The following is a 16,365-nucleotide window of genomic DNA, read 5'->3' as shown; positions in this document are numbered from 1 at the left end:
GTGACCTGCGTCACTGTCAACATCGTCCTAAGCGACCGCTTATGAGGCCTGATTGACGTTCACCCAGCTCCGCACGTTCGCCCTCGTGGCCGAGCTCGGCTCGCTGCACGCGGCCGCCGCGGCGCTGGGCGTGAGCGAGCCCGCGGTCTCCGCCTCCGTCGCGGCGCTGCGCGCGGACCTGGGTGATCCGCTGTTCCGCCGCACGGGCACCGGCATCGCGCTCACGCCCGGAGGCACCGCGCTGGCCACCCGCGCCCGGGAACTCGTCCGCCTGGCCGAGCGGACCCGCCGCGAGGTGGCGACGGCGACCTCCGCGCAACGGCTGCGGGTGCTCGCGACCGCCGCCTGCGCCGAGCACGTCGCCGAGGCGGTCGTCACCGAGTTCGCGCGGCGGGCGCCGCGGACCCCGGTCGACCTGGCGGTCGGCTCGGCCGACTGCGCCGCCACGGCGCTCGACGACGACGTCGCGGACGTCGTCCTCGGGGCCCGCCCCACCGCCATCGCCGGGCAGCCGGTGGACTCGGTGCCGTTCCTGCGCTACCAGCGGGTGGTCGTCGTCGGTCCGGACCACCCGCTCGTGTCGCGCACCTGGCTGCAGCCGGAGGACCTGGCCGGATCCCGGTGGGTGACCGGGCCGGGCGGGACCGACCGGGGCAGCACGGAGCAACCCTGGGCGGGGCCTCTCGCCGCAGCCGAGGAGTACGACAGCGAGGCTGCGGCACTGCGGGCCGTCCGCGCGGGCCGCGGTGTCCTGCTCGCGCTGGCGCACAGCGTCCGGGACGACGTGCGGCGCGGCACCCTGGTCCGGCTGCCGGTGGACGGCACGCCGGTGACCGGGATGTGGTGGGCGACCGTGCCCGGCGACGGGCGGGCGACGACCGCGGCACGGGCCTTGCAGCGCTTCCTCACCACGCGGGACGCGACCACGGCGCTGCTGTCCCGGCCGGCCCGGCGGGCAGCGCCGACCGTCCGGGTCGGCCTCTGGACCTAAGCAAGGACCCCGCTGCCCCCCGCCACTCGCACGCTCGCGGCGGGCCCCTGCAGCGGGGCCACTAACCCTCGGCGGGATCGTCGGCCGGCCGGTGGCGGCCCCCCTCGCCGTCGCCGAGGACGACCTGGCCCTCGGTCATCTCGGGGTCGCCGTAGGTCTGCTCGACCGGCGCCTGTCCGGTGGTGTTCTCCGTGCCCCGGTCGTGCACGGCCTCGACCTGGCTGCCGTCCTCGGCGACCTCGATCGCCTCGGCGATGTCGGCGCCGCTGCGCGAGTGGTCGGGTGCCGTGTCGCCGGTCCGCGGTTCCTCGGGTGAGCTCATGACGACCTCCACGTCGACGGTGCGCGCAGTGTCGACCCGCCCGGGCCCCTCGGCAACTCCCCGATCAGGGCCGCTCCTGCTCGAGCTGCGCCACGCGTGCGAGCGCACGGCCGCGGGCCTCGGCCGCGTCCGCGACCTCGTGCTCGGCGGCGCTCCGTCGGCGCTCCTCCCGCTTGAGCGCCGCGGCGGCCTCCGCGACCTCGCGCTCCGCGGCCGCCAGCTGGTCGGCGAGTTCGTCGACCCGCGCCTGCAGCTCGCCGTGGCGGGCGGAGAGCTCCCCGGCCTGCCGCCGGTGCTCCTCGAGCGCGGCCGCCGCCTCGTCGGCGGCGGCCGAGGCCTCGTCGGCGGCCGCCCGGGCCGCGGCCAGCTCCCGCTCGCGCGTGGCCTCCGCGGCGCGCCGGCGCTCCTCCTGTTCGCGGCGCCGCCGCTCGGCGGCGGTCTCCCCGCGCGCCGTGGGCGCCTTCTCCCGGGCCGGTCTCGGTGGCGCCGCGGGCCGGGGCGGCTTCACCAGCCGCAGCGCGGGCCGCGTGACCGTCATCCCCATGCCGCTGTAGGACATCGGCGAGGTCAGCCGTCCCGACAGGAGAGCCTCGCCCGCCTCGGGGTCGGACATGGCCGCGCGGAGGGTGTCCTCGATCTGGGTGGCCACCGCGGTGCTGACCGGGTGGCCACGGTCGTTGGCCAGCGCCCGGGCCTGCCGGGTCAGCGCCGCGACCAGCTGGCGCCGCTGGACGTCGAGGGCGCGCAGCTGGTCGCCGGCGAGGTTCTCCTGCGCCTCGCGGAGCAGCGTGCCCAGCTCCACGAGGTTCTCGATCTCCTCCCGGTGCTCCCGGACGAGGAGGTTGCTGACCCACGCGGCGGCCGACGGCTTGGGCAGCGCGCCGATCTCCTTGGCCAGGGCCTTGTCCCCGTCGGCCTTCGCGGCGTCCTGGCGCTCCTTGCGCAGGGCGATGAACTCCTCGGGCGGCACCTCGTAGAGCTCGTCGGCGATGTCATCGAGGCCCACCTGGCCTGCACCTCCTGGTCCGGCTCCGGGCAGACTGCCACGGCGGGACGACGGAGTTCAGGCCGCGTCCAGTCGGGGCCACAGCACCCGGGTGACCAGGAGCTGGATCGCGGCTGCCGCCGGGATGGCCAGGAATGCCCCCACGATGCCGAGCAACGACCCGCCGATCACCAGCGCCACGATGGTGAGCACGGGCGGCACGTCGACGGTCCGGACCATGATCCGCGGTACCAGCAGGTAGTCCTCGACCAGCCGGTAGACGACGTAGAAGACGAGGCTGGCGATCGCGACACCGGTGGAGACGCTGAAGGCGACCAGCGTGACCAGGATCCCGCCGATGGTCGACCCGATGACCGGGATCAGGTCCAGCACGGCCACCAGGACGCCGAGCGCGAGGGCATACGGGACGCGCACGATCTCGAGGAACACGAACGTGCCGACGCCGGCGACCGCCGAGGTCAGCAGGTTGCCCAGGACGTAGCCACCGACCCGGACGCTGATCTCGTCCGCGAGGCCGGTGACCCGCGCCCGGCGGCTCGCCGGCACCGTGCGGGCGAACACCCGCCGGATCGTCGGCAGGTTGGCCAGGAAGTAGATCGTGAGGACCAGCACGGTGACCGAGGCGGCGAGCGTGCCGAACACGGCGAGGCCGATGTTCAGCACCCCGCCGAACGACAGGCTCCCGCCCCCACCCGTGAGCTGCCGCTGCAGGGCGTCGAGGAGGTGGTAGCGCGCGTTCAGCCGGCCCATCACGCTGCTGCGGTCCTGCAGTTCCCGGATGAGCCCGGGGACGGCGCGGATCAGCTGCTCCACCTGGCCCACGATCGGCGGGATGATCACCGCGAAGACGCCGATGACGACGAGCAGGAACGCGCCGGTGACGGCCGCGACCGCGACACTGCGGCTCCACCCGTGGCGGACCAGCCACGCGACGACCGGGTCCAGCCCCAGGGCGAGGACCAGGGCGAGCAGGATCAGGATCAGCTCGCCGGCGACGCCCCCGATGGCGGTGAGCACCACGTAGGCCAGCACGACCGCCGTGCCGGCCGTGAAGGCGACGCCGAAGACGCGGCGGGTCGGCCAGCGCGGGTCCCACGTCGCCGGCCGTGGGCGGGCCGGCGGCAGGGTCGTCGCCCGGAGCTCGTCGGCGGCCGGGATCGCGACGGGAGACCCCTCCGGCCCGGGCGGGGGCATCGTCGGGTCGACACCTTCGTGGATGGGACGCATGGCTCCTCCCTCCGCGGCCCGGCCCATCGGCCGCACGGGGAAAGGATGCGCCTCACCCTGGTTCCGCGTGGGCACGTCGGTCAGCAGCAGGCAGCGGCCTCCGCCCGGTCCGGAGTGGCGCAGCAGGTGCCGTCGCCGGCGACCTCGGACAGCTCGACCTCCGTGCGGCCCTCCAGGTCCGGGCGCGCGTCGCCGGTCACGGTGTAGACCTCCCACGGTTCCCCACCGGGCCCGGTGACCCAGACCTTGTCCTGGACGGCGTAGCAGCAGGTGGTGTCGTCCTCGACGCGGGTGGCCAGACCGGCGTCCGCGAACCGGGACGTCGCGGCGGTCACCTCGTCGGTCGTCGGCACCTCGACGCCGAGGTGGTCCAGGCGGGTGGGCTCGCCGGCCTCGCCCTCGAGCAGCACGAGCTTCAGCGGCGGCTCGGCGACGGCGAAGTTGGCGTAGCCGGGGCGACGCTTGGCCGGGGCGGTGTCGAACAGCCGCGAGTAGAAGTCGACTGCGCCCTCCAGGTCGGCGACGCGGAGAGCCAGCTGGACACGGGACATGGGATTCCTCCTCCGAAGGACATCGACACACATCGATGTCTGCATTCATCGGAGCACTATGCATTGACAGTTGTCAATATGACGGACGACGATGTCCGGCATGCCCTCACCGCTTCCGCTGCTCGAGCCGGTGGTCGCCTGCTGCACGCCGCTGATCGGGACGCCCATGCCGGCGGACCAGGCCGAGCAGGTGGCGCCGCTGCTCAAGGCCCTCGCCGACCCGGTGCGGCTCCGGCTGGTCAGCCTGATCGCGGCGAGCGCCGGCGGGGAGGCCTGCGTCTGCGACCTGAACGCCGCCTTCGACCTCACGCAGGCGACCATCAGCCACCACCTGAAGGTGCTGCACTCGGCCGGGCTGCTCGACCGCGACAAGCGCGGGGTGTGGGTCTACTACGCCGTGCGCCCCGGCGCGCTGGCGGCGATCGCGAACCTCTTCGACACCGCCGTCCCGACCTCCGCGTGAGGCCGCTCGCCCGGCAGGCGCTGGCCGAGTTCCTGGGCTCGGCCGGCCTGGTCACCGTCGTCATCGGCTCCGGGATCGCCGCGCAACGGTTGTCGCCGGGCGACGTCGGCCTGCAGCTCCTGGAGAACGCCCTGGTCACCGGAGCGGGGCTGGTCGCGCTGATCCTGGCGTTCGGACCGGTGTCGGGCGGGCACTTCAACCCGGTCGTCACGCTGGCCGACCGCGTCTTCGGCGGGGTGACCGGCCGGCAGGTGGCCGCCTACCTCCCCGCCCAGGTGCTCGGCGGCGCCGTCGGGGCGGTCGCGGCCAACCTCATGTTCGACCTGTCGGCGGTCTCGATCTCCGGCACCGACCGCTCGGGCGCCGGCCGGTGGCTCTCGGAGGCGGTGGCCACGTTCGGCCTCGTGGTGCTGATCTTCGGGCTGGCCCGCTCGGGGCGTGCCGCGTCGGCCCCCTTCGCGGTCGGCGCGTACATCACGGCCGCCTACTGGTGGTCGTCGTCCACGAGCTTCGCCAACCCGATGATCGACCTCGCCCGCACCCTGTCGGACACGTTCGCCGGCATCGCACCGTCGTCGGTGCCGATGTTCGTGCTCGCGCAGGCCGTCGGGGCTGCGGCCGCCGTCGGCACCGTCGCCCTCCTCTATCCGCGGGTCGCGGCCGTCGCCGACGACGTCGTCGTACCGAGGGAGACAGCGTGAGACCCAGCGTGCTGTTCGTCTGCGTGCACAACGCCGGGCGCTCGCAGATGGCCGCCGGGTGGTTGCGCCACCTCGCCGGCGACGCGGTCGAGGTCCGCTCGGCGGGCTCGCTGCCCGCCGACCGGGTCAATCCGGCGGCGGTGGAGGCGATGGCAGAGGTCGGGATCGACATCTCCGACCAGCAGCCGACGGTGCTCACGACCGACGCGGTCGAGGCGTCCGACGTCGTCATCACCATGGGCTGCGGCGACGCCTGCCCGGTCTTCCCGGGCACGCGCTACCTCGACTGGGCGCTGGAGGATCCCGCCGGGAAGGGTGTCGCCGCCGTCCGGCCCATCCGGGACGAGATCGAGCGACGGATTCGGGGTCTGCTCGCCGAGCTCAGCTGACCAGCGAGACCAGCAGCGGGTCCCGCAGATCGGCGACGGTGAGCTGCGCCCCGGCCGCCAGCAGGTCGGCCGCCGGTGAGGTGGTGGTGACCCCGACGACGGCGCCCACACCGGCCCCGAGGAGGGCGCGGATCCCGGACGCCGAGTCCTCGACCCCGAGGCACGCGGCCGCCTCGACACCCAGCCGGCGGCAGGCGGCGAGGTACCCGTCCGGGTCGGGCTTGCCCGTGGCGACGTCCTCGGCCGTGACGAGCACCTGCACCCGGTCGCGCACGTCGAGCACCGGTCCGAGCACCTCCTCGGTCCAGCTGCGCGCGGCGCTGGTGACCACGGCGACGGGCAGGCCGGCCGAGGCCGCGGCCCGGATGAGGTCAGCGGCACCGGGGACCGGGTCGACGTCGTGCCCGAGCGCCTGGGCGTGGGCCATCATCTCCGCCTGGATCGCATGCAGGTCGCGGCCGGTCCACGATCCCCGCACGGTGGCGAGCACGTCGCTCGCGCGGCGCCCCATGAAGGTCTTCTCGTACTCGTGCTCGTCGACCTCGGCGCCCCAGAGGCCGAAGAAGTGGCGCCACGTGCGCCGGTGCACCGGCTCGCTGAGCACGAGCGTGCCGTCCAGGTCGAGGAGCAGGGCGGCCGGTGCGCCCGTCACGTCGCCGGCGACCAGCTGAACAGCTCCGCCCCGGCGACGACGGCACTCCCGGCGGCGACTGCCGTCTGCACGCTGTCGGCGGGCGAGCCGAGGATCACCACCGGGCAGACGGCGGAGTAGCCGGCCGCCCGCACCGCCGTGGGATCGAAGGTGATCACCGGCGCCCCGAGGTCGAGCTCGTCGCCGTCGGCGACGTGCACCGTGAATCCCTCGCCGTGCAGCTTGACGGTGTCGATGCCCAGGTGGACCAGGACACCGGTGCCGGACTCGTCGGCGATGGCCAGGGCGTGCGGATGCACCTTCGCCACGCGACCGGCCACGGGCGAGGTGACGAGCACCTCCGTCGCGCCGTCCTCGGGCTCGATGGCCACGCCGGAGCCGACGATCTGGCCGGCGAACACCGGGTCGGGCACGTCGGCCAGCGGCACGACCTGCCCGGCCAGTGGTGCGTGGACCACCGTCACAGAAGGTCCTGCACGTCGTCGGCCAGGGAGTCGGCCTCGGGGCCGACGACGACCTGCACGGCCGTACCGGACACCAGGACGCCGTGCGCGCCGACGCGCTTGAGCGCCGCCTGGTCGACCTTCCCCGGGTCCTTGACCTCGGTGCGCAGCCGGGTGATGCAGCCCTCGACCTCGACGATGTTGTCCGCACCGCCGAGGCCGGCCACGATGTCGCTCGCCTTGGACATGGACGTCCTCCCTTCATTCGGCCCGGCCCCTGGCCGGGTCACGCTCCCGTCACGACTCGCTGCCGCGCACTTGACTCTGCCAGGAATTTGAGAGCAAAGTCTCACCACTGGTCATGACAGGACCCTACCGGTGTTGCGGAGCCCGCGGCAACGACAGGGAACCCGGGAGGAAGCCCGGGGTCGGACCGGCCGCACCGACCGTCCCCCACCCACAGACACAGCGTCCTCAGACTCTCCGAGGCAGGTCCCATGAGCACGACCGTCAACCCGACCGCCGACGCCTCCCCGGGAACCGGGAAGAGGCGGATGAACCTGGCCGGCCTGCAGCGGCTCGGCCGCAGCCTGATGCTGCCCATCGCCGCCCTTCCCGCCGCCGGCCTCCTGCTGCGCCTGGGGCAGGCCGACATGATCGGCCGCTTCTCCCCGCTCAAGACCGTCGCCGACGTGATCGCCGCGGCCGGCGGCGCCCTGTTCGACAACCTCCCGTTGATCTTCGCGGTGGGCATCGCGATCGGCTGGGCGAAGAAGGCCGACGGCTCGACCGCGCTGGCCGCCGTCGTCGGTTATCTCGTCCTCGCCGGCGTCTTCAAGGCCATGAGCCCGGTCGTGCTGGAGGGCAAGACCGACCAGACCGGCGCCCAGGCGCTGATCAACTTCGGCGTCCTCGGCGGCATCGTCACCGGCCTGGTGGCCGCCATGCTGTGGCAGCGCTACTACCGCATCAAGCTGCCGGACTTCCTCGGCTTCTTCGGCGGCCGTCGCGCCGTGCCGATCATCACCGCCGTCGTGATGATGCTCATCGGCGTCGTCATGAGCTTCATCTACCCGGTCTTCGACAAGCTGCTGACCTCACTCGCCAACGCGGTCAACGCCAACACCGTCATCGGCGGCGGCATCTTCGGTGTGGTCAACCGACTGCTGCTGCCGCTGGGCCTGCACCACATCGTCAACTCCGTCGTGTGGTTCGTCCTCGGCGACTTCGACGGCAAGCACGGCGACCTGACCCGCTTCTTCGCCCACGACCCGTCCGCGGGAACGTTCATGACGGGCTTCTTCCCGATCATGATGTTCGCGTTGCCCGCCGCCGCCATGGCGATCTGGCACGAGGCCCGGCCGGGGCAGCGCAAGCTCATCGGCGGCATCATGCTGTCGACGGCGCTCACCTCGTTCCTGACCGGCATCACCGAGCCGCTGGAGTTCTCGTTCCTGTTCGTCGCGTGGCCGCTCTACGTCATCCACGCGATCCTCACCGGCACGTCGCTCGCCCTGGTCAACGGCCTGGGCATCCACGACGGGTTCTCGTTCTCCGCCGGGGCGATCGACTACCTGCTGAACTTCGGGCAGGCGCAGAGACCGCTGTGGCTCATCCCGATCGGCCTGGTCTACGCGGTGATCTACTATGTCGTCTTCCGGTTCGTGATCCGCAAGTGGAATCTGAAGACGCCCGGCCGCGAGGACGAGACGGCCGACGACGGTCAGCCGGCGCTGGCCGACCCGTCCGCCACCGACGCCGCCGTGGGCAACGCACCCATGGAGGACGCCGCCCGCGGGGGCGAACCGGCGCGCGGCAGCACCGTCTGACGTCGAGTGCGCGGGACCGGCGGGAGCGACGCCGGTCCCGCGCACTCCCGTCCGAGCGAGATCCGAACCGAGTCACCTGGAGCCACCCCGTGCCCGTGCCGCCGCAGCGGAAGCTGGTCCGGGGCGACCTCATCAGTTCCGGCCGCCGGCTGGACGACGCGCTCGTCGTGGTGGAGGACGACCGCATCGCCTGGGTCGGCCCGGCCACGGACGGGGGTGCGGACGACGAACTCCCCGCCCCTGCGCCCGGTCGGCTGATCCTCCCCGGCCTGGTCGACGTGCACTGCCACGGCGGCGCCGGGCACGGGTTCCCCGAGGCGGACGCCGCCGGGATCCGCGCCGCCGCCGGCCACCACCTGGCGCACGGGACGACGACGTTGCTCGGCAGCCTCGTGGCCGCGCCGGCCGACGTCCTCGAACGACGGGTCGGCGTCCTGGCGTCGCTGGTCGCGGCGGGACACCTGGCCGGTGTGCACCTGGAGGGACCGTTCCTCTCGGTGGCGCGGTGCGGCGCGCAGGACCCGCACGCGATCGTGCCCGGCGACCCCGGCCTGCTGCACCGGCTGCTCGACGCCGGGCAGGGCGCCGTCCGTTCGATGACGCTCGCGCCGGAGACCCCGCGGTTCGCCGACGTCCTCGGCGCCCTGACCGCCGCCGACGTCACGCCGTCCTTCGGCCACACCGACGCCACCGCTGCCCAGACCACCGCCGCCGTCGCCGCGGCGGGCGGCCGGCAGCTGGGCGCCACCCACCTGTTCAACGCCATGCCCCCGCTGCACCACCGGGCGCCGGGCCCCGTGGCCGCCTGCCTGGCCGCGGCGGCCCGGGGCGCGATGGTGGTCGAGCTCGTCGGGGACGGCGTGCACCTCGCCGACGAGACCGTGGCAGCGGTCTTCGCGCTGGTGGGCCCCGGCCAGATCGCGCTGGTCACCGACGCCATGGCCGCGGCCGGGATGCCCGACGGCCGCTACCCGCTGGGCCCGATGACCGTCGACGTCGAGGGCGGCGTCGCCCGGCTGGCGACCGACGACGGCACCCGGGGCGCGATCGCCGGGGGCACCGCCCGGCTGATCGACGTCTTGCGCCGCACGGTCCACGGCGCCGGCGTCCCCCTGACCGACGCGGTCACCGCCGCCACGGCGACCCCCGCGCGGCTCGTCGGCCTGGACGGCGAGGCCGGCGATGTCGCGGTCGGCCGCCGGGCCGACCTGCTCATCACCGACGACGACCTGCTGCCCCGCGCCGTGATGCGCGCGGGCCGCTGGGTCGGCGACCCGTACCCGACCGGACCCAGGGAGGCCCGCTGACATGGAGGTCGTCATCCTCCCCACGCCCGAGGACTGCGGCCGGGTGGTGGCCGACATCCTCGCCGCCGCGGTGACCGGGGGATCCCGGCCCGTCCTCGGACTCGCCACCGGCTCGTCCCCGCTGTTCGCCTACCGGGAGCTGATCCGTCGCCACCGCGAGGAGGGGCTGTCGTTCGCGGGGGTGCGCACGTACAACCTCGACGAGTACGTCGGCCTGCCCGCCGACCATCCGGAGAGCTACCGGTCGGTGATCCGCCGCGAGCTCACCTCGCACCTCGACATCGCCGACGTCGACGTGCACGGCCCGGACGGGGCGCACCCCGATCCGCTCGCGTCCGCCCGCGAGTACGAGCAGCGGCTGCGGGACGGCGGACCGGTGGCCGTGCAACTGCTCGGCATCGGCGCCAACGGCCACATCGGCTTCAACGAGCCGGGTTCGTCGCTCTCCTCGCTCACCCGCGTGAAGACGCTGACCGAGCAGACCCGCCGGGACAACGCCCGCTTCTTCGACCGCCCGGAGGATGTGCCGCGCCACGTGATCACGCAGGGACTGGGCACGATCGCCCGTGCCGAGCACCTGGTGCTGACCGCGACCGGCCCGGGCAAGGCCGCCGCGGTGGCGGCCGGGGTCGAGGGGCCGCTGACGGCCAGCTGCCCGGCCTCGGTGCTGCAGCTGCACCCGCACGCCACGGTGGTCGTGGACGAGGCGGCGGCGGCCGGGCTCGAGCGGGCCGACTACTACCGCTACACGCTGGCGCACAAACTGCCGTCCCAGCCGTTCTGAGAGAGAGGTGATCCGATGACCGGTCCGCTGCATCTCGTCGACGGCGTGGTACCCAAGCACCAGCAGCTGCGCAACATCCTCGCCGAGCTGGCCACGACGCAGCTCGAGCCGGGCGACATGCTGCCCAGCGAGCGCCAGCTCTGCGCCGACTACGGCGTCAGCCGGATCACCGTGCGCGAGGCCCTCGGGCAGCTGGTCAGCGAGGGCCTGCTCGTCCGCACGCAGGGCAAGGGCACCTTCGTCGCCCACCGCCCGGCCCGGTCCCGCCTGCACATCGCGTCGTTCCACGAGGACATGCGGCGGATGGGGCTGGAGCCCTCGACGGTGGTCCTGGTGGCCGCACCGGTCGTCCCACCCCCGCAGACCCTCGCCCGGCTGCGGCTCGCGCCGGGGAGCACGGCCTACCACGTCCGGCGGCTCCGGCTGGCCGATCGCGTGCCGATGTCGGTCGACGACGCCTGGTACAACGCCGAGCTGCTGCCCGGCCTCGACCAGCGCGACCTCCAGGCGTCGCTCTACGACACCCTCGCCCGGCACTACGGGCGCCCGATCGACCATGCCGAGCAGACGGTGAGCGCCGCCCTCGCCGGCGAGGAGATGGGCCGGCTGCTGGGCATCCCCGGTTCCGGGCCCGTCCTCCGGTTCGACCGCGTCTCCTACAGCCGCGGCGAGGCCGTCGAGCACGCCCGGTCCTGGTACCGGGCCGACCGGTACGAGTTGTCCATGGACCTGGACAACGCGGGGCTGGAGACGGAGCCGGTCCGCGGCGTCGTCGGCTGAGCGAGCCCCCGCTCAGCCGTCGTCGCGGCGCAACACGAACAGGAACGGCGCGGGCAGCCCGCGCATGTCCATCGCACCCAGCCGGACGTCGTCACCGACCCGCCGGAAGACGTCGATGATCGGCAGCGAGTCGTAGACCATCGCCGCGGTGACCACGCCCCGGTGGGCGACCTCCCGCAACCGCGCCTTCGGCCGGCTCGTGTACAGCAGCGGCCGGAACGTGGTGAGCGCGGTGCGCAGCGGCCAGAGTTGCAGGAACCCGGCGTAGTCGCGCAGCAGGTTCACCGGCAGCAGCGTCGGGTCGACCGCGCGTGGCCTGCCGGAGCGGTCGGCGAACAGCAGCGGGTGCACCGTCTCGTCGTCCAGGAACTCCTTGCCGTACCAGCCGTAGGCCTCCAGCAGCCCGTCGAGCGGGGAGCCGGTGAGCAGCCCGCTCCCCCGCCAGCGGCCCAGCATCTCGTCGGGCGTCACCACCGGCAGCGAGTCGAACCAGGCCAGCGCCTCGGCCGGATCGACCCCGTCGGCGTGCTCGGTCAGCCAGTTCTCCGCCCGCGCGGCTCCGATCGACGTCACGCCAGCACCGGCAGCTTCCGCTTGGCGGCGAGCCGGTCCATCCCGCCCTGGATCGCGGCCTCGACCTGGTCGTAGATCTTCTGCACGTAGGCCGCGTCGTCCACCCGCTCGGGATCGTGGTCGACCTCGATCGGGTCCAGCAGCTCGGTGCGGATCTTCGCCGGCAGCGGCACGTGCGCCGGCAGGATCTCCACCGCGATGGGGAACGGGAAGCCGGCGATGATCGGCAGGTTCGACCCGCGCAGCGTCTTCTTCAGGCCGAGGACCTTGTCCAGCGCGTTCGCCAGCCACTTGCCCTCGTTCAGCACGAAGACCGTGTCGTGCCCGCCGACGGTGGCGACCGGCAGGATCGGGACGCCGGACCGGATCGCCTGCTTCACGAAGCCCGTGCGGCCGCCGAGCGTCGCGACGTCCCGCTTCCACCAGCTGCGCATCGAGTCCACCTCGCCGCCGGGCCACACGACGACGTCCTCGCCCCGTGCGAGCGCCTCCCCGACGCTCTTCCGGTTGGCCGCGATCACCCCGACGGCGCGGAAGTAGTCACCGAGTCCGAGCGAGGCCATGAGGACGTCGTGCGCGGTGCCGTGCAGGAAGCGCTCGCCGTCGAAGTGCTTCTGCCAGGCGTTGACCAGCGACCACGCATCCATCGTGAGCGCCCCGCCGGAGTGCACGCCGATCACCAGGCACGTCTCGTCCGGCACGCGCTCCCAGCCGTCGACCTCGACCCGGAAGTAGTACTTCTCCAGCAGGTCGACGAACGGCTGCTGGAGCTTCAGCACCGTCTCGTTCGGCGGGTGCGGCTCCATGGCGGCGCCCACCCGCCAGTTGATGATGCGCTGGACGATGTTCAGGTCCTCGTCGGCGTCACTGCCCACGGTGCCTCCTTCGGCTCGCAAGGATCAACGGCCGAGTCCGCCTGCGGTCACGGTGTCCGCGCCAGAATGCCTGCTCAGCCCTCCGGCGGCATGTCGGGCGCGGCCGGGCGCGGCCCCTCGGGCCGGTCCTGCAACCAGTCCCTGATCCGCGCGTAGACCACGGGATGGTCGAGCAGGTCGAAGTGGTGCAGGCCCCCGATCCGGTGCACATGATCGGGCGGGAAGGCCAGCCGGTCGTCGTCCCCGGTGTCCCCGCTGGCGCTGCGGGGCGGGACGAGCAGGTCACCGAGCAGGTCGGCCAGCCGGCCCTCGGGGTTGCGGCTCAGCGTCGCCAGGACGACGAAGTGCCGGGCGCCGTCGTGCAGCGGGACGTGGGTGTGCCCGCCGGGAGCGAGCGCGTCGAGGTCGCGGCCGGTCCAGTCGGCCTCGACCAGGGTGCCGCGGCGGAGATCCTTGATGCCGACGCTGCGCAGGGTGAGCAGCGTGGCCAGCGGTCGGGTCTCGGGCAGCCGGGCCAGCCGGGCGGTGAGCCGGTGCACGCCGCGCTCGAGCGGCGCCCCCAGGTGCGGGGAGCCGAGGGTGACCGTGTCCCGCACGAGCGACGTCCAGCGGCGGGCGTCCGCCGTCGCGCCGCCGGCGGAGTGCAGCGCGCTGCGGGCGACCAGCCCGCCCATGGAGTGCCCGATCAGGACGACGTCCTCCACCGGCACCGGCCACCGCTCCACCAGGTCGCCCAGCAGCTCGTCGAGCGCGCGGCCGTTCTCCGAGATGTGCAGACCGGTGTTGTAGCGGACGTAGACCGGCGTGAGCCCCAGATCCTGGCGCAGCCGGCTGCCGTAGGTCACCGACCGGTCGCCGTGGTGCCGCTGCGCGCCATAGCCCCAGGAGTCCTCTGTCTCGGTGAGGCCGTGCAGGAAGACCGCGAGCCGCCCGGTCGCCTCCGGGAACGCCCTCCCCAGCGCGTCGGCGTCCGGCGGCACGGCCCGGCCGGCCACGCGCACCGTCATGCCGAGCGCGAGCGCGGGGGCCTCGCGCTGGAGGAGGTCGCCGTGCGCGCCGTTGAGCACCGCCAGCGCCACGCGGCCCGCGCGGCCGGCATCGAGATCGCCGCCGCCCGCGCGCAGCGACGCCGCTCCCCCGGCCACCCGCGCGCCGGCGCCCAGGGCGAAGCGGACGGTCGAGTAGGTCAGGCCGGTGATCGCGTCGTGCACGACCTGCACCGGCCGCCCGGCCGAGCCGAGGGCTCGGAACGCGCGGTCGGCGATGCCCTGGTGCACCTCGTGGATCCGGTCGGTGCTGCCGCGCAGGGTGATCCGCGCCAGCCGGCCCAGTCCGTCGGCCTCGTCCGCCCGCACGTCGGCAGCCTCCCACGTCCGAGCGGCAGGCCGCCGCTCAGACGATCGCGACCGGGTCGAGCATGGAACCGGTCGCACCCGCGATCTTCAGCGGCAGCGCGACGAACAGGAACTCGTACACCCGCTCGCGGGAGATCTCCTCGAGGTAGACGGACTCGAAGAGGTAGATGGCGTTCTCGATGAGCAGCAGCGTGTGCACCGGCTGCGGGTTGGCCGGCGTCCCCGGGTCCGGGGCGGGTTGCACCTCGAAGGTCTCGGTGTCGCTGCCCACCGCCACCACGCCCTGCTCGAGCAGCCAGCGCGCCGCGGTGATGTCGGGGCCGGCGGTGACGTGCCGGGCGAGCCCCTCCGGGTCCGGCCACTGGCTCAGGTAGCCGGACCGGATGAGGACGACGTCCCCGGGGCGCACGGTCACGCCCTGGTGCGCGGCGACCGCCTGCAACTCCCCGGCGTCCACCGGCTCGTGCGCCGGCAGCGCCTCGATCCCGCGGTAGGCCGGCACGTCGAGCAGCACGCCCCGGGTGATGAACGGCGGGAGCTTGGCTCCGTCGCCGTGCTTGGGTCCGCGGTCGCCGAGGTGCTCGCGGGCGTTGCCGCCGCCGTACCAGTGGTCGTCCTCGCCGATGGTCATGTGGGCGAGCGCGTCGACGTGCGCGCCGCTGTGCGAGGTGCCGCTGACGATCTCGGCCATGTAGCCCAGGTTGACCTCGTTGATCGGGCCCCACGGGCGGATGCCGTCGCCGCGCAGCCCGCCGGGGGTGCGGTACATGCTCACGTCGAAGGGCGGGTGCGCGCCGAACAGCGGCATGCCCGTGTAACGCGGCAGCGCCAGCGAGTACGTGGTGCCGCGGGTGGGCAGCGCCAGCGCGGCGAGCAGGTCCTCCGGTGACTGGCGGGCGGCGGGGCCGCGCTCCGGGTCGATGTGCGTCATGCGTTCCTCTCGGCTCGGTCGCTCAGCCAGTCGGCGGCGATCCGTTCGGCGGTGGTCTCCAGCAGGTCCGCGGCGTGGCGCATGCTCAGCTCGGCGTCCGGTTCGAGCTCGCTCAGGGTGTGGACGGCGTCGATGCCGACGGCGCGCGCGTCCGCGGGCGTGACGGTGCTGCGACCCGCGACGGCGACCACGCGTACGCCGGCGCGCCCCGCCGCCGCGGCGACGCCCACCGGGCCCTTGCCGCGCAGGCTCTGCTCGTCGAACGATCCCTCGCCGACGATCACCAGGTCGGCGCCGGCGACCGCCCGGGTGAAGCCGCTGAGCTCGAGCAGCATGTCGACGCCCGACCGCACCTCGGCGCCGAGCAGCGCCGCCGCGCCGAACCCGAGGCCGCCGGCGGCGCCGGCTCCGGGCAGGTCGCGCAGGTCGCGGCCGGTGGTGGCGGCGACGACGTCGGCCCAGTGCTCCAGCGCCCGGTCGAGCAGCGCGACGGTCGGCGGGGTCGCGCCTTTCTGCGGGCCGTACACGGCCGCCGCGCCGGCGGGCCCGGTCAGCGGGTTGTCGACGTCGCAGGCGACGACGACGGACGCGTCCGCGAGCCGGGCGTCCAGGCCGTCGAGGTCGAGCCGGTCCACGGCGAGCAGTCCGGCGCCGCCATGGGGCGCCTCCGGTCCGGACGACGTCGTGAACCGGGCCCCGAGCGCCGCCGCCATGCCCGCGCCGCCGTCGGTCGTGGCGCTGCCACCGACCGCGAGCACGATCCGGCGGGCGCCGCCATCGAGCGCGTGCCGGATCAGCTCGCCGACGCCGTAGGTGGACGCCGTCCCTGCGGTGCGGTCGTCCGGCACCCCGCCGGGCAACCGCCCGAGTCCTGCGGCCGCGGCCATCTCGACCAGCGCGTCCTCGCCGTCCAGCGCGTACGTCGCCTGGACGGGGTCGCCGGTGGGTCCGTGCACCTCGCAGCGGACCGGCCGGAACCCGTGCGCGAGCACCATCTCCAGGGAGCCCTCGCCGCCGTCGGCGATCGGGTGCTCGACGACCCGGGCGCCGGGCAGCCGCCGGCGCAGGCCACGGGCGAGCGCCGCGGCGGCCTCGGGAGCGGTGAGCGAGCCCTTGAACTTGTCGGGTGCCACCACGACGACGGGGGCGAGCGGGTCGGCCGTCACGATCCCCTCCCCTGGATGTT

At 74.1% G+C, this 16,365-nt stretch carries 20 protein-coding genes; 8 read left to right on the top strand and 12 right to left on the bottom strand.

Going from position 1 to position 16,365, the window contains the following annotated elements:
* The first annotated feature begins 52 nt into the window (after positions 1–52).
* Entirely contained in the window at positions 53–991 is a 939-nt protein-coding gene (locus AC2H4J_RS20075) for a LysR family transcriptional regulator (RefSeq protein ID WP_487466674.1), read from the top strand.
* Between the two features lie 61 nt (positions 992–1,052).
* On the opposite strand, the gene AC2H4J_RS20070 is transcribed toward AC2H4J_RS20075, so the two are convergent.
* The 4 genes from AC2H4J_RS20070 to AC2H4J_RS20055 all read right to left on the bottom strand — a co-directional run bounded on the left by AC2H4J_RS20070 (position 1,053) and on the right by AC2H4J_RS20055 (position 4,097).
* A complete protein-coding gene (locus tag AC2H4J_RS20070; RefSeq protein WP_487466673.1) occupies positions 1,053–1,313 on the bottom strand; it encodes a hypothetical protein in 261 nt (86 codons plus the stop codon).
* Positions 1,314–1,377: 64 nt separating this feature from the next.
* Positions 1,378–2,319 (bottom strand): hypothetical protein, encoded by a 942-nt coding sequence (locus AC2H4J_RS20065; protein WP_487466672.1) that lies wholly within the window; start codon positions 2,317–2,319, stop codon positions 1,378–1,380.
* Between the two features lie 57 nt (positions 2,320–2,376).
* Positions 2,377–3,546 (bottom strand): AI-2E family transporter, encoded by a 1,170-nt coding sequence (locus AC2H4J_RS20060; RefSeq protein ID WP_487466671.1) that lies wholly within the window; start codon positions 3,544–3,546, stop codon positions 2,377–2,379.
* 80 nt (positions 3,547–3,626) lie between these two features.
* Complete coding sequence (locus AC2H4J_RS20055) at positions 3,627–4,097, bottom strand: ArsI/CadI family heavy metal resistance metalloenzyme (protein ID WP_487466670.1); 471 nt, start codon at positions 4,095–4,097, stop codon at positions 3,627–3,629.
* A 100-nt stretch (positions 4,098–4,197) separates the two neighbouring features.
* Here AC2H4J_RS20055 and AC2H4J_RS20050 point away from each other — a divergent pair, with 100 nt between their 5' ends.
* Genes AC2H4J_RS20050 through AC2H4J_RS20040 form a run of 3 tightly spaced genes read left to right on the top strand, consistent with a single transcriptional unit; the run spans position 4,198 to position 5,650 of the window.
* Complete coding sequence (locus AC2H4J_RS20050; RefSeq protein WP_487466669.1) at positions 4,198–4,560, top strand: metalloregulator ArsR/SmtB family transcription factor; 363 nt, start codon at positions 4,198–4,200, stop codon at positions 4,558–4,560.
* Entirely contained in the window at positions 4,557–5,261 is a 705-nt protein-coding gene (locus AC2H4J_RS20045; RefSeq protein ID WP_487466668.1) for an aquaporin, read from the top strand. The genes AC2H4J_RS20050 and AC2H4J_RS20045 overlap by 4 nt, the downstream gene beginning before the upstream one ends.
* Positions 5,258–5,650 carry an arsenate reductase ArsC gene (locus AC2H4J_RS20040; RefSeq protein WP_487466667.1) on the top strand — a complete coding sequence of 131 codons (393 nt, stop codon included), beginning with the start codon at positions 5,258–5,260 and terminating at the stop codon, positions 5,648–5,650. Before AC2H4J_RS20045 ends, AC2H4J_RS20040 begins: the two co-directional genes overlap by 4 nt.
* On the opposite strand, the gene AC2H4J_RS20035 is transcribed toward AC2H4J_RS20040, so the two are convergent.
* From AC2H4J_RS20035 to AC2H4J_RS20025, 3 genes are read right to left on the bottom strand one after another with little or no spacing between them, the layout of a single operon-like run.
* Positions 5,643–6,302: an HAD family hydrolase gene (locus tag AC2H4J_RS20035; RefSeq protein ID WP_487466666.1), complete on the bottom strand. Its 660-nt coding sequence runs from the start codon at positions 6,300–6,302 to the stop codon at positions 5,643–5,645. The genes AC2H4J_RS20040 and AC2H4J_RS20035 overlap by 8 nt on opposite strands.
* Positions 6,299–6,766, bottom strand: a complete 468-nt coding sequence (locus AC2H4J_RS20030; protein ID WP_487466665.1) for a PTS sugar transporter subunit IIA — start codon at positions 6,764–6,766, stop codon at positions 6,299–6,301. Before AC2H4J_RS20030 ends, AC2H4J_RS20035 begins: the two co-directional genes overlap by 4 nt.
* Complete coding sequence (locus AC2H4J_RS20025) at positions 6,763–7,035, bottom strand: PTS sugar transporter subunit IIB (protein ID WP_487466664.1); 273 nt, start codon at positions 7,033–7,035, stop codon at positions 6,763–6,765. The genes AC2H4J_RS20030 and AC2H4J_RS20025 overlap by 4 nt, the downstream gene beginning before the upstream one ends.
* Positions 7,036–7,242: 207 nt before the next feature.
* Between AC2H4J_RS20025 and AC2H4J_RS20020 the strand changes: the two genes are divergently transcribed.
* The 4 genes from AC2H4J_RS20020 to AC2H4J_RS20005 all read left to right on the top strand — a co-directional run bounded on the left by AC2H4J_RS20020 (position 7,243) and on the right by AC2H4J_RS20005 (position 11,445).
* The gene (locus tag AC2H4J_RS20020) at positions 7,243–8,574 is read left to right on the top strand and encodes a PTS transporter subunit EIIC (RefSeq protein ID WP_487466663.1); all 1,332 of its coding nucleotides are present in this window, start codon (positions 7,243–7,245) and stop codon (positions 8,572–8,574) included.
* Between the two features lie 89 nt (positions 8,575–8,663).
* On the top strand, positions 8,664–9,881 hold the full coding sequence (locus AC2H4J_RS20015) for an N-acetylglucosamine-6-phosphate deacetylase (RefSeq protein WP_487466662.1): 1,218 nt from the start codon (positions 8,664–8,666) through the stop codon (positions 9,879–9,881).
* Between the two features lies 1 nt (position 9,882).
* Positions 9,883–10,665 carry a glucosamine-6-phosphate deaminase gene (nagB, locus tag AC2H4J_RS20010; RefSeq protein ID WP_487466661.1) on the top strand — a complete coding sequence of 261 codons (783 nt, stop codon included), beginning with the start codon at positions 9,883–9,885 and terminating at the stop codon, positions 10,663–10,665.
* A 15-nt stretch (positions 10,666–10,680) separates the two neighbouring features.
* Positions 10,681–11,445 (top strand): GntR family transcriptional regulator, encoded by a 765-nt coding sequence (locus AC2H4J_RS20005; RefSeq protein ID WP_487466660.1) that lies wholly within the window; start codon positions 10,681–10,683, stop codon positions 11,443–11,445.
* 12 nt (positions 11,446–11,457) lie between these two features.
* On the opposite strand, the gene AC2H4J_RS20000 is transcribed toward AC2H4J_RS20005, so the two are convergent.
* From AC2H4J_RS20000 to AC2H4J_RS19980, 5 genes are all read right to left on the bottom strand, one after another.
* Positions 11,458–12,018 carry a DUF4334 domain-containing protein gene (locus AC2H4J_RS20000; RefSeq protein ID WP_487466659.1) on the bottom strand — a complete coding sequence of 187 codons (561 nt, stop codon included), beginning with the start codon at positions 12,016–12,018 and terminating at the stop codon, positions 11,458–11,460.
* Entirely contained in the window at positions 12,015–12,893 is an 879-nt protein-coding gene (locus AC2H4J_RS19995; RefSeq protein WP_487466658.1) for a lysophospholipid acyltransferase family protein, read from the bottom strand. The genes AC2H4J_RS20000 and AC2H4J_RS19995 overlap by 4 nt, the downstream gene beginning before the upstream one ends.
* Positions 12,894–12,967: 74 nt before the next feature.
* Positions 12,968–14,248: a lipase family alpha/beta hydrolase gene (locus AC2H4J_RS19990; protein WP_487466657.1), complete on the bottom strand. Its 1,281-nt coding sequence runs from the start codon at positions 14,246–14,248 to the stop codon at positions 12,968–12,970.
* Between the two features lie 37 nt (positions 14,249–14,285).
* Positions 14,286–15,179, bottom strand: a complete 894-nt coding sequence (locus AC2H4J_RS19985; protein ID WP_487466656.1) for a cyclase family protein — start codon at positions 15,177–15,179, stop codon at positions 14,286–14,288.
* Entirely contained in the window at positions 15,176–16,345 is a 1,170-nt protein-coding gene (locus tag AC2H4J_RS19980) for a glycerate kinase (RefSeq protein ID WP_487466655.1), read from the bottom strand. Before AC2H4J_RS19980 ends, AC2H4J_RS19985 begins: the two co-directional genes overlap by 4 nt.
* Between the last annotated feature and the right edge of the window lie 20 nt (positions 16,346–16,365).

It is taken from the genome of Blastococcus sp. OS1-29 (genome assembly GCF_057628075.1).
The sequence above is the reverse complement of the archived record's forward strand: the minus strand, read 5'-3'. Positions and strand labels throughout refer to the sequence as shown.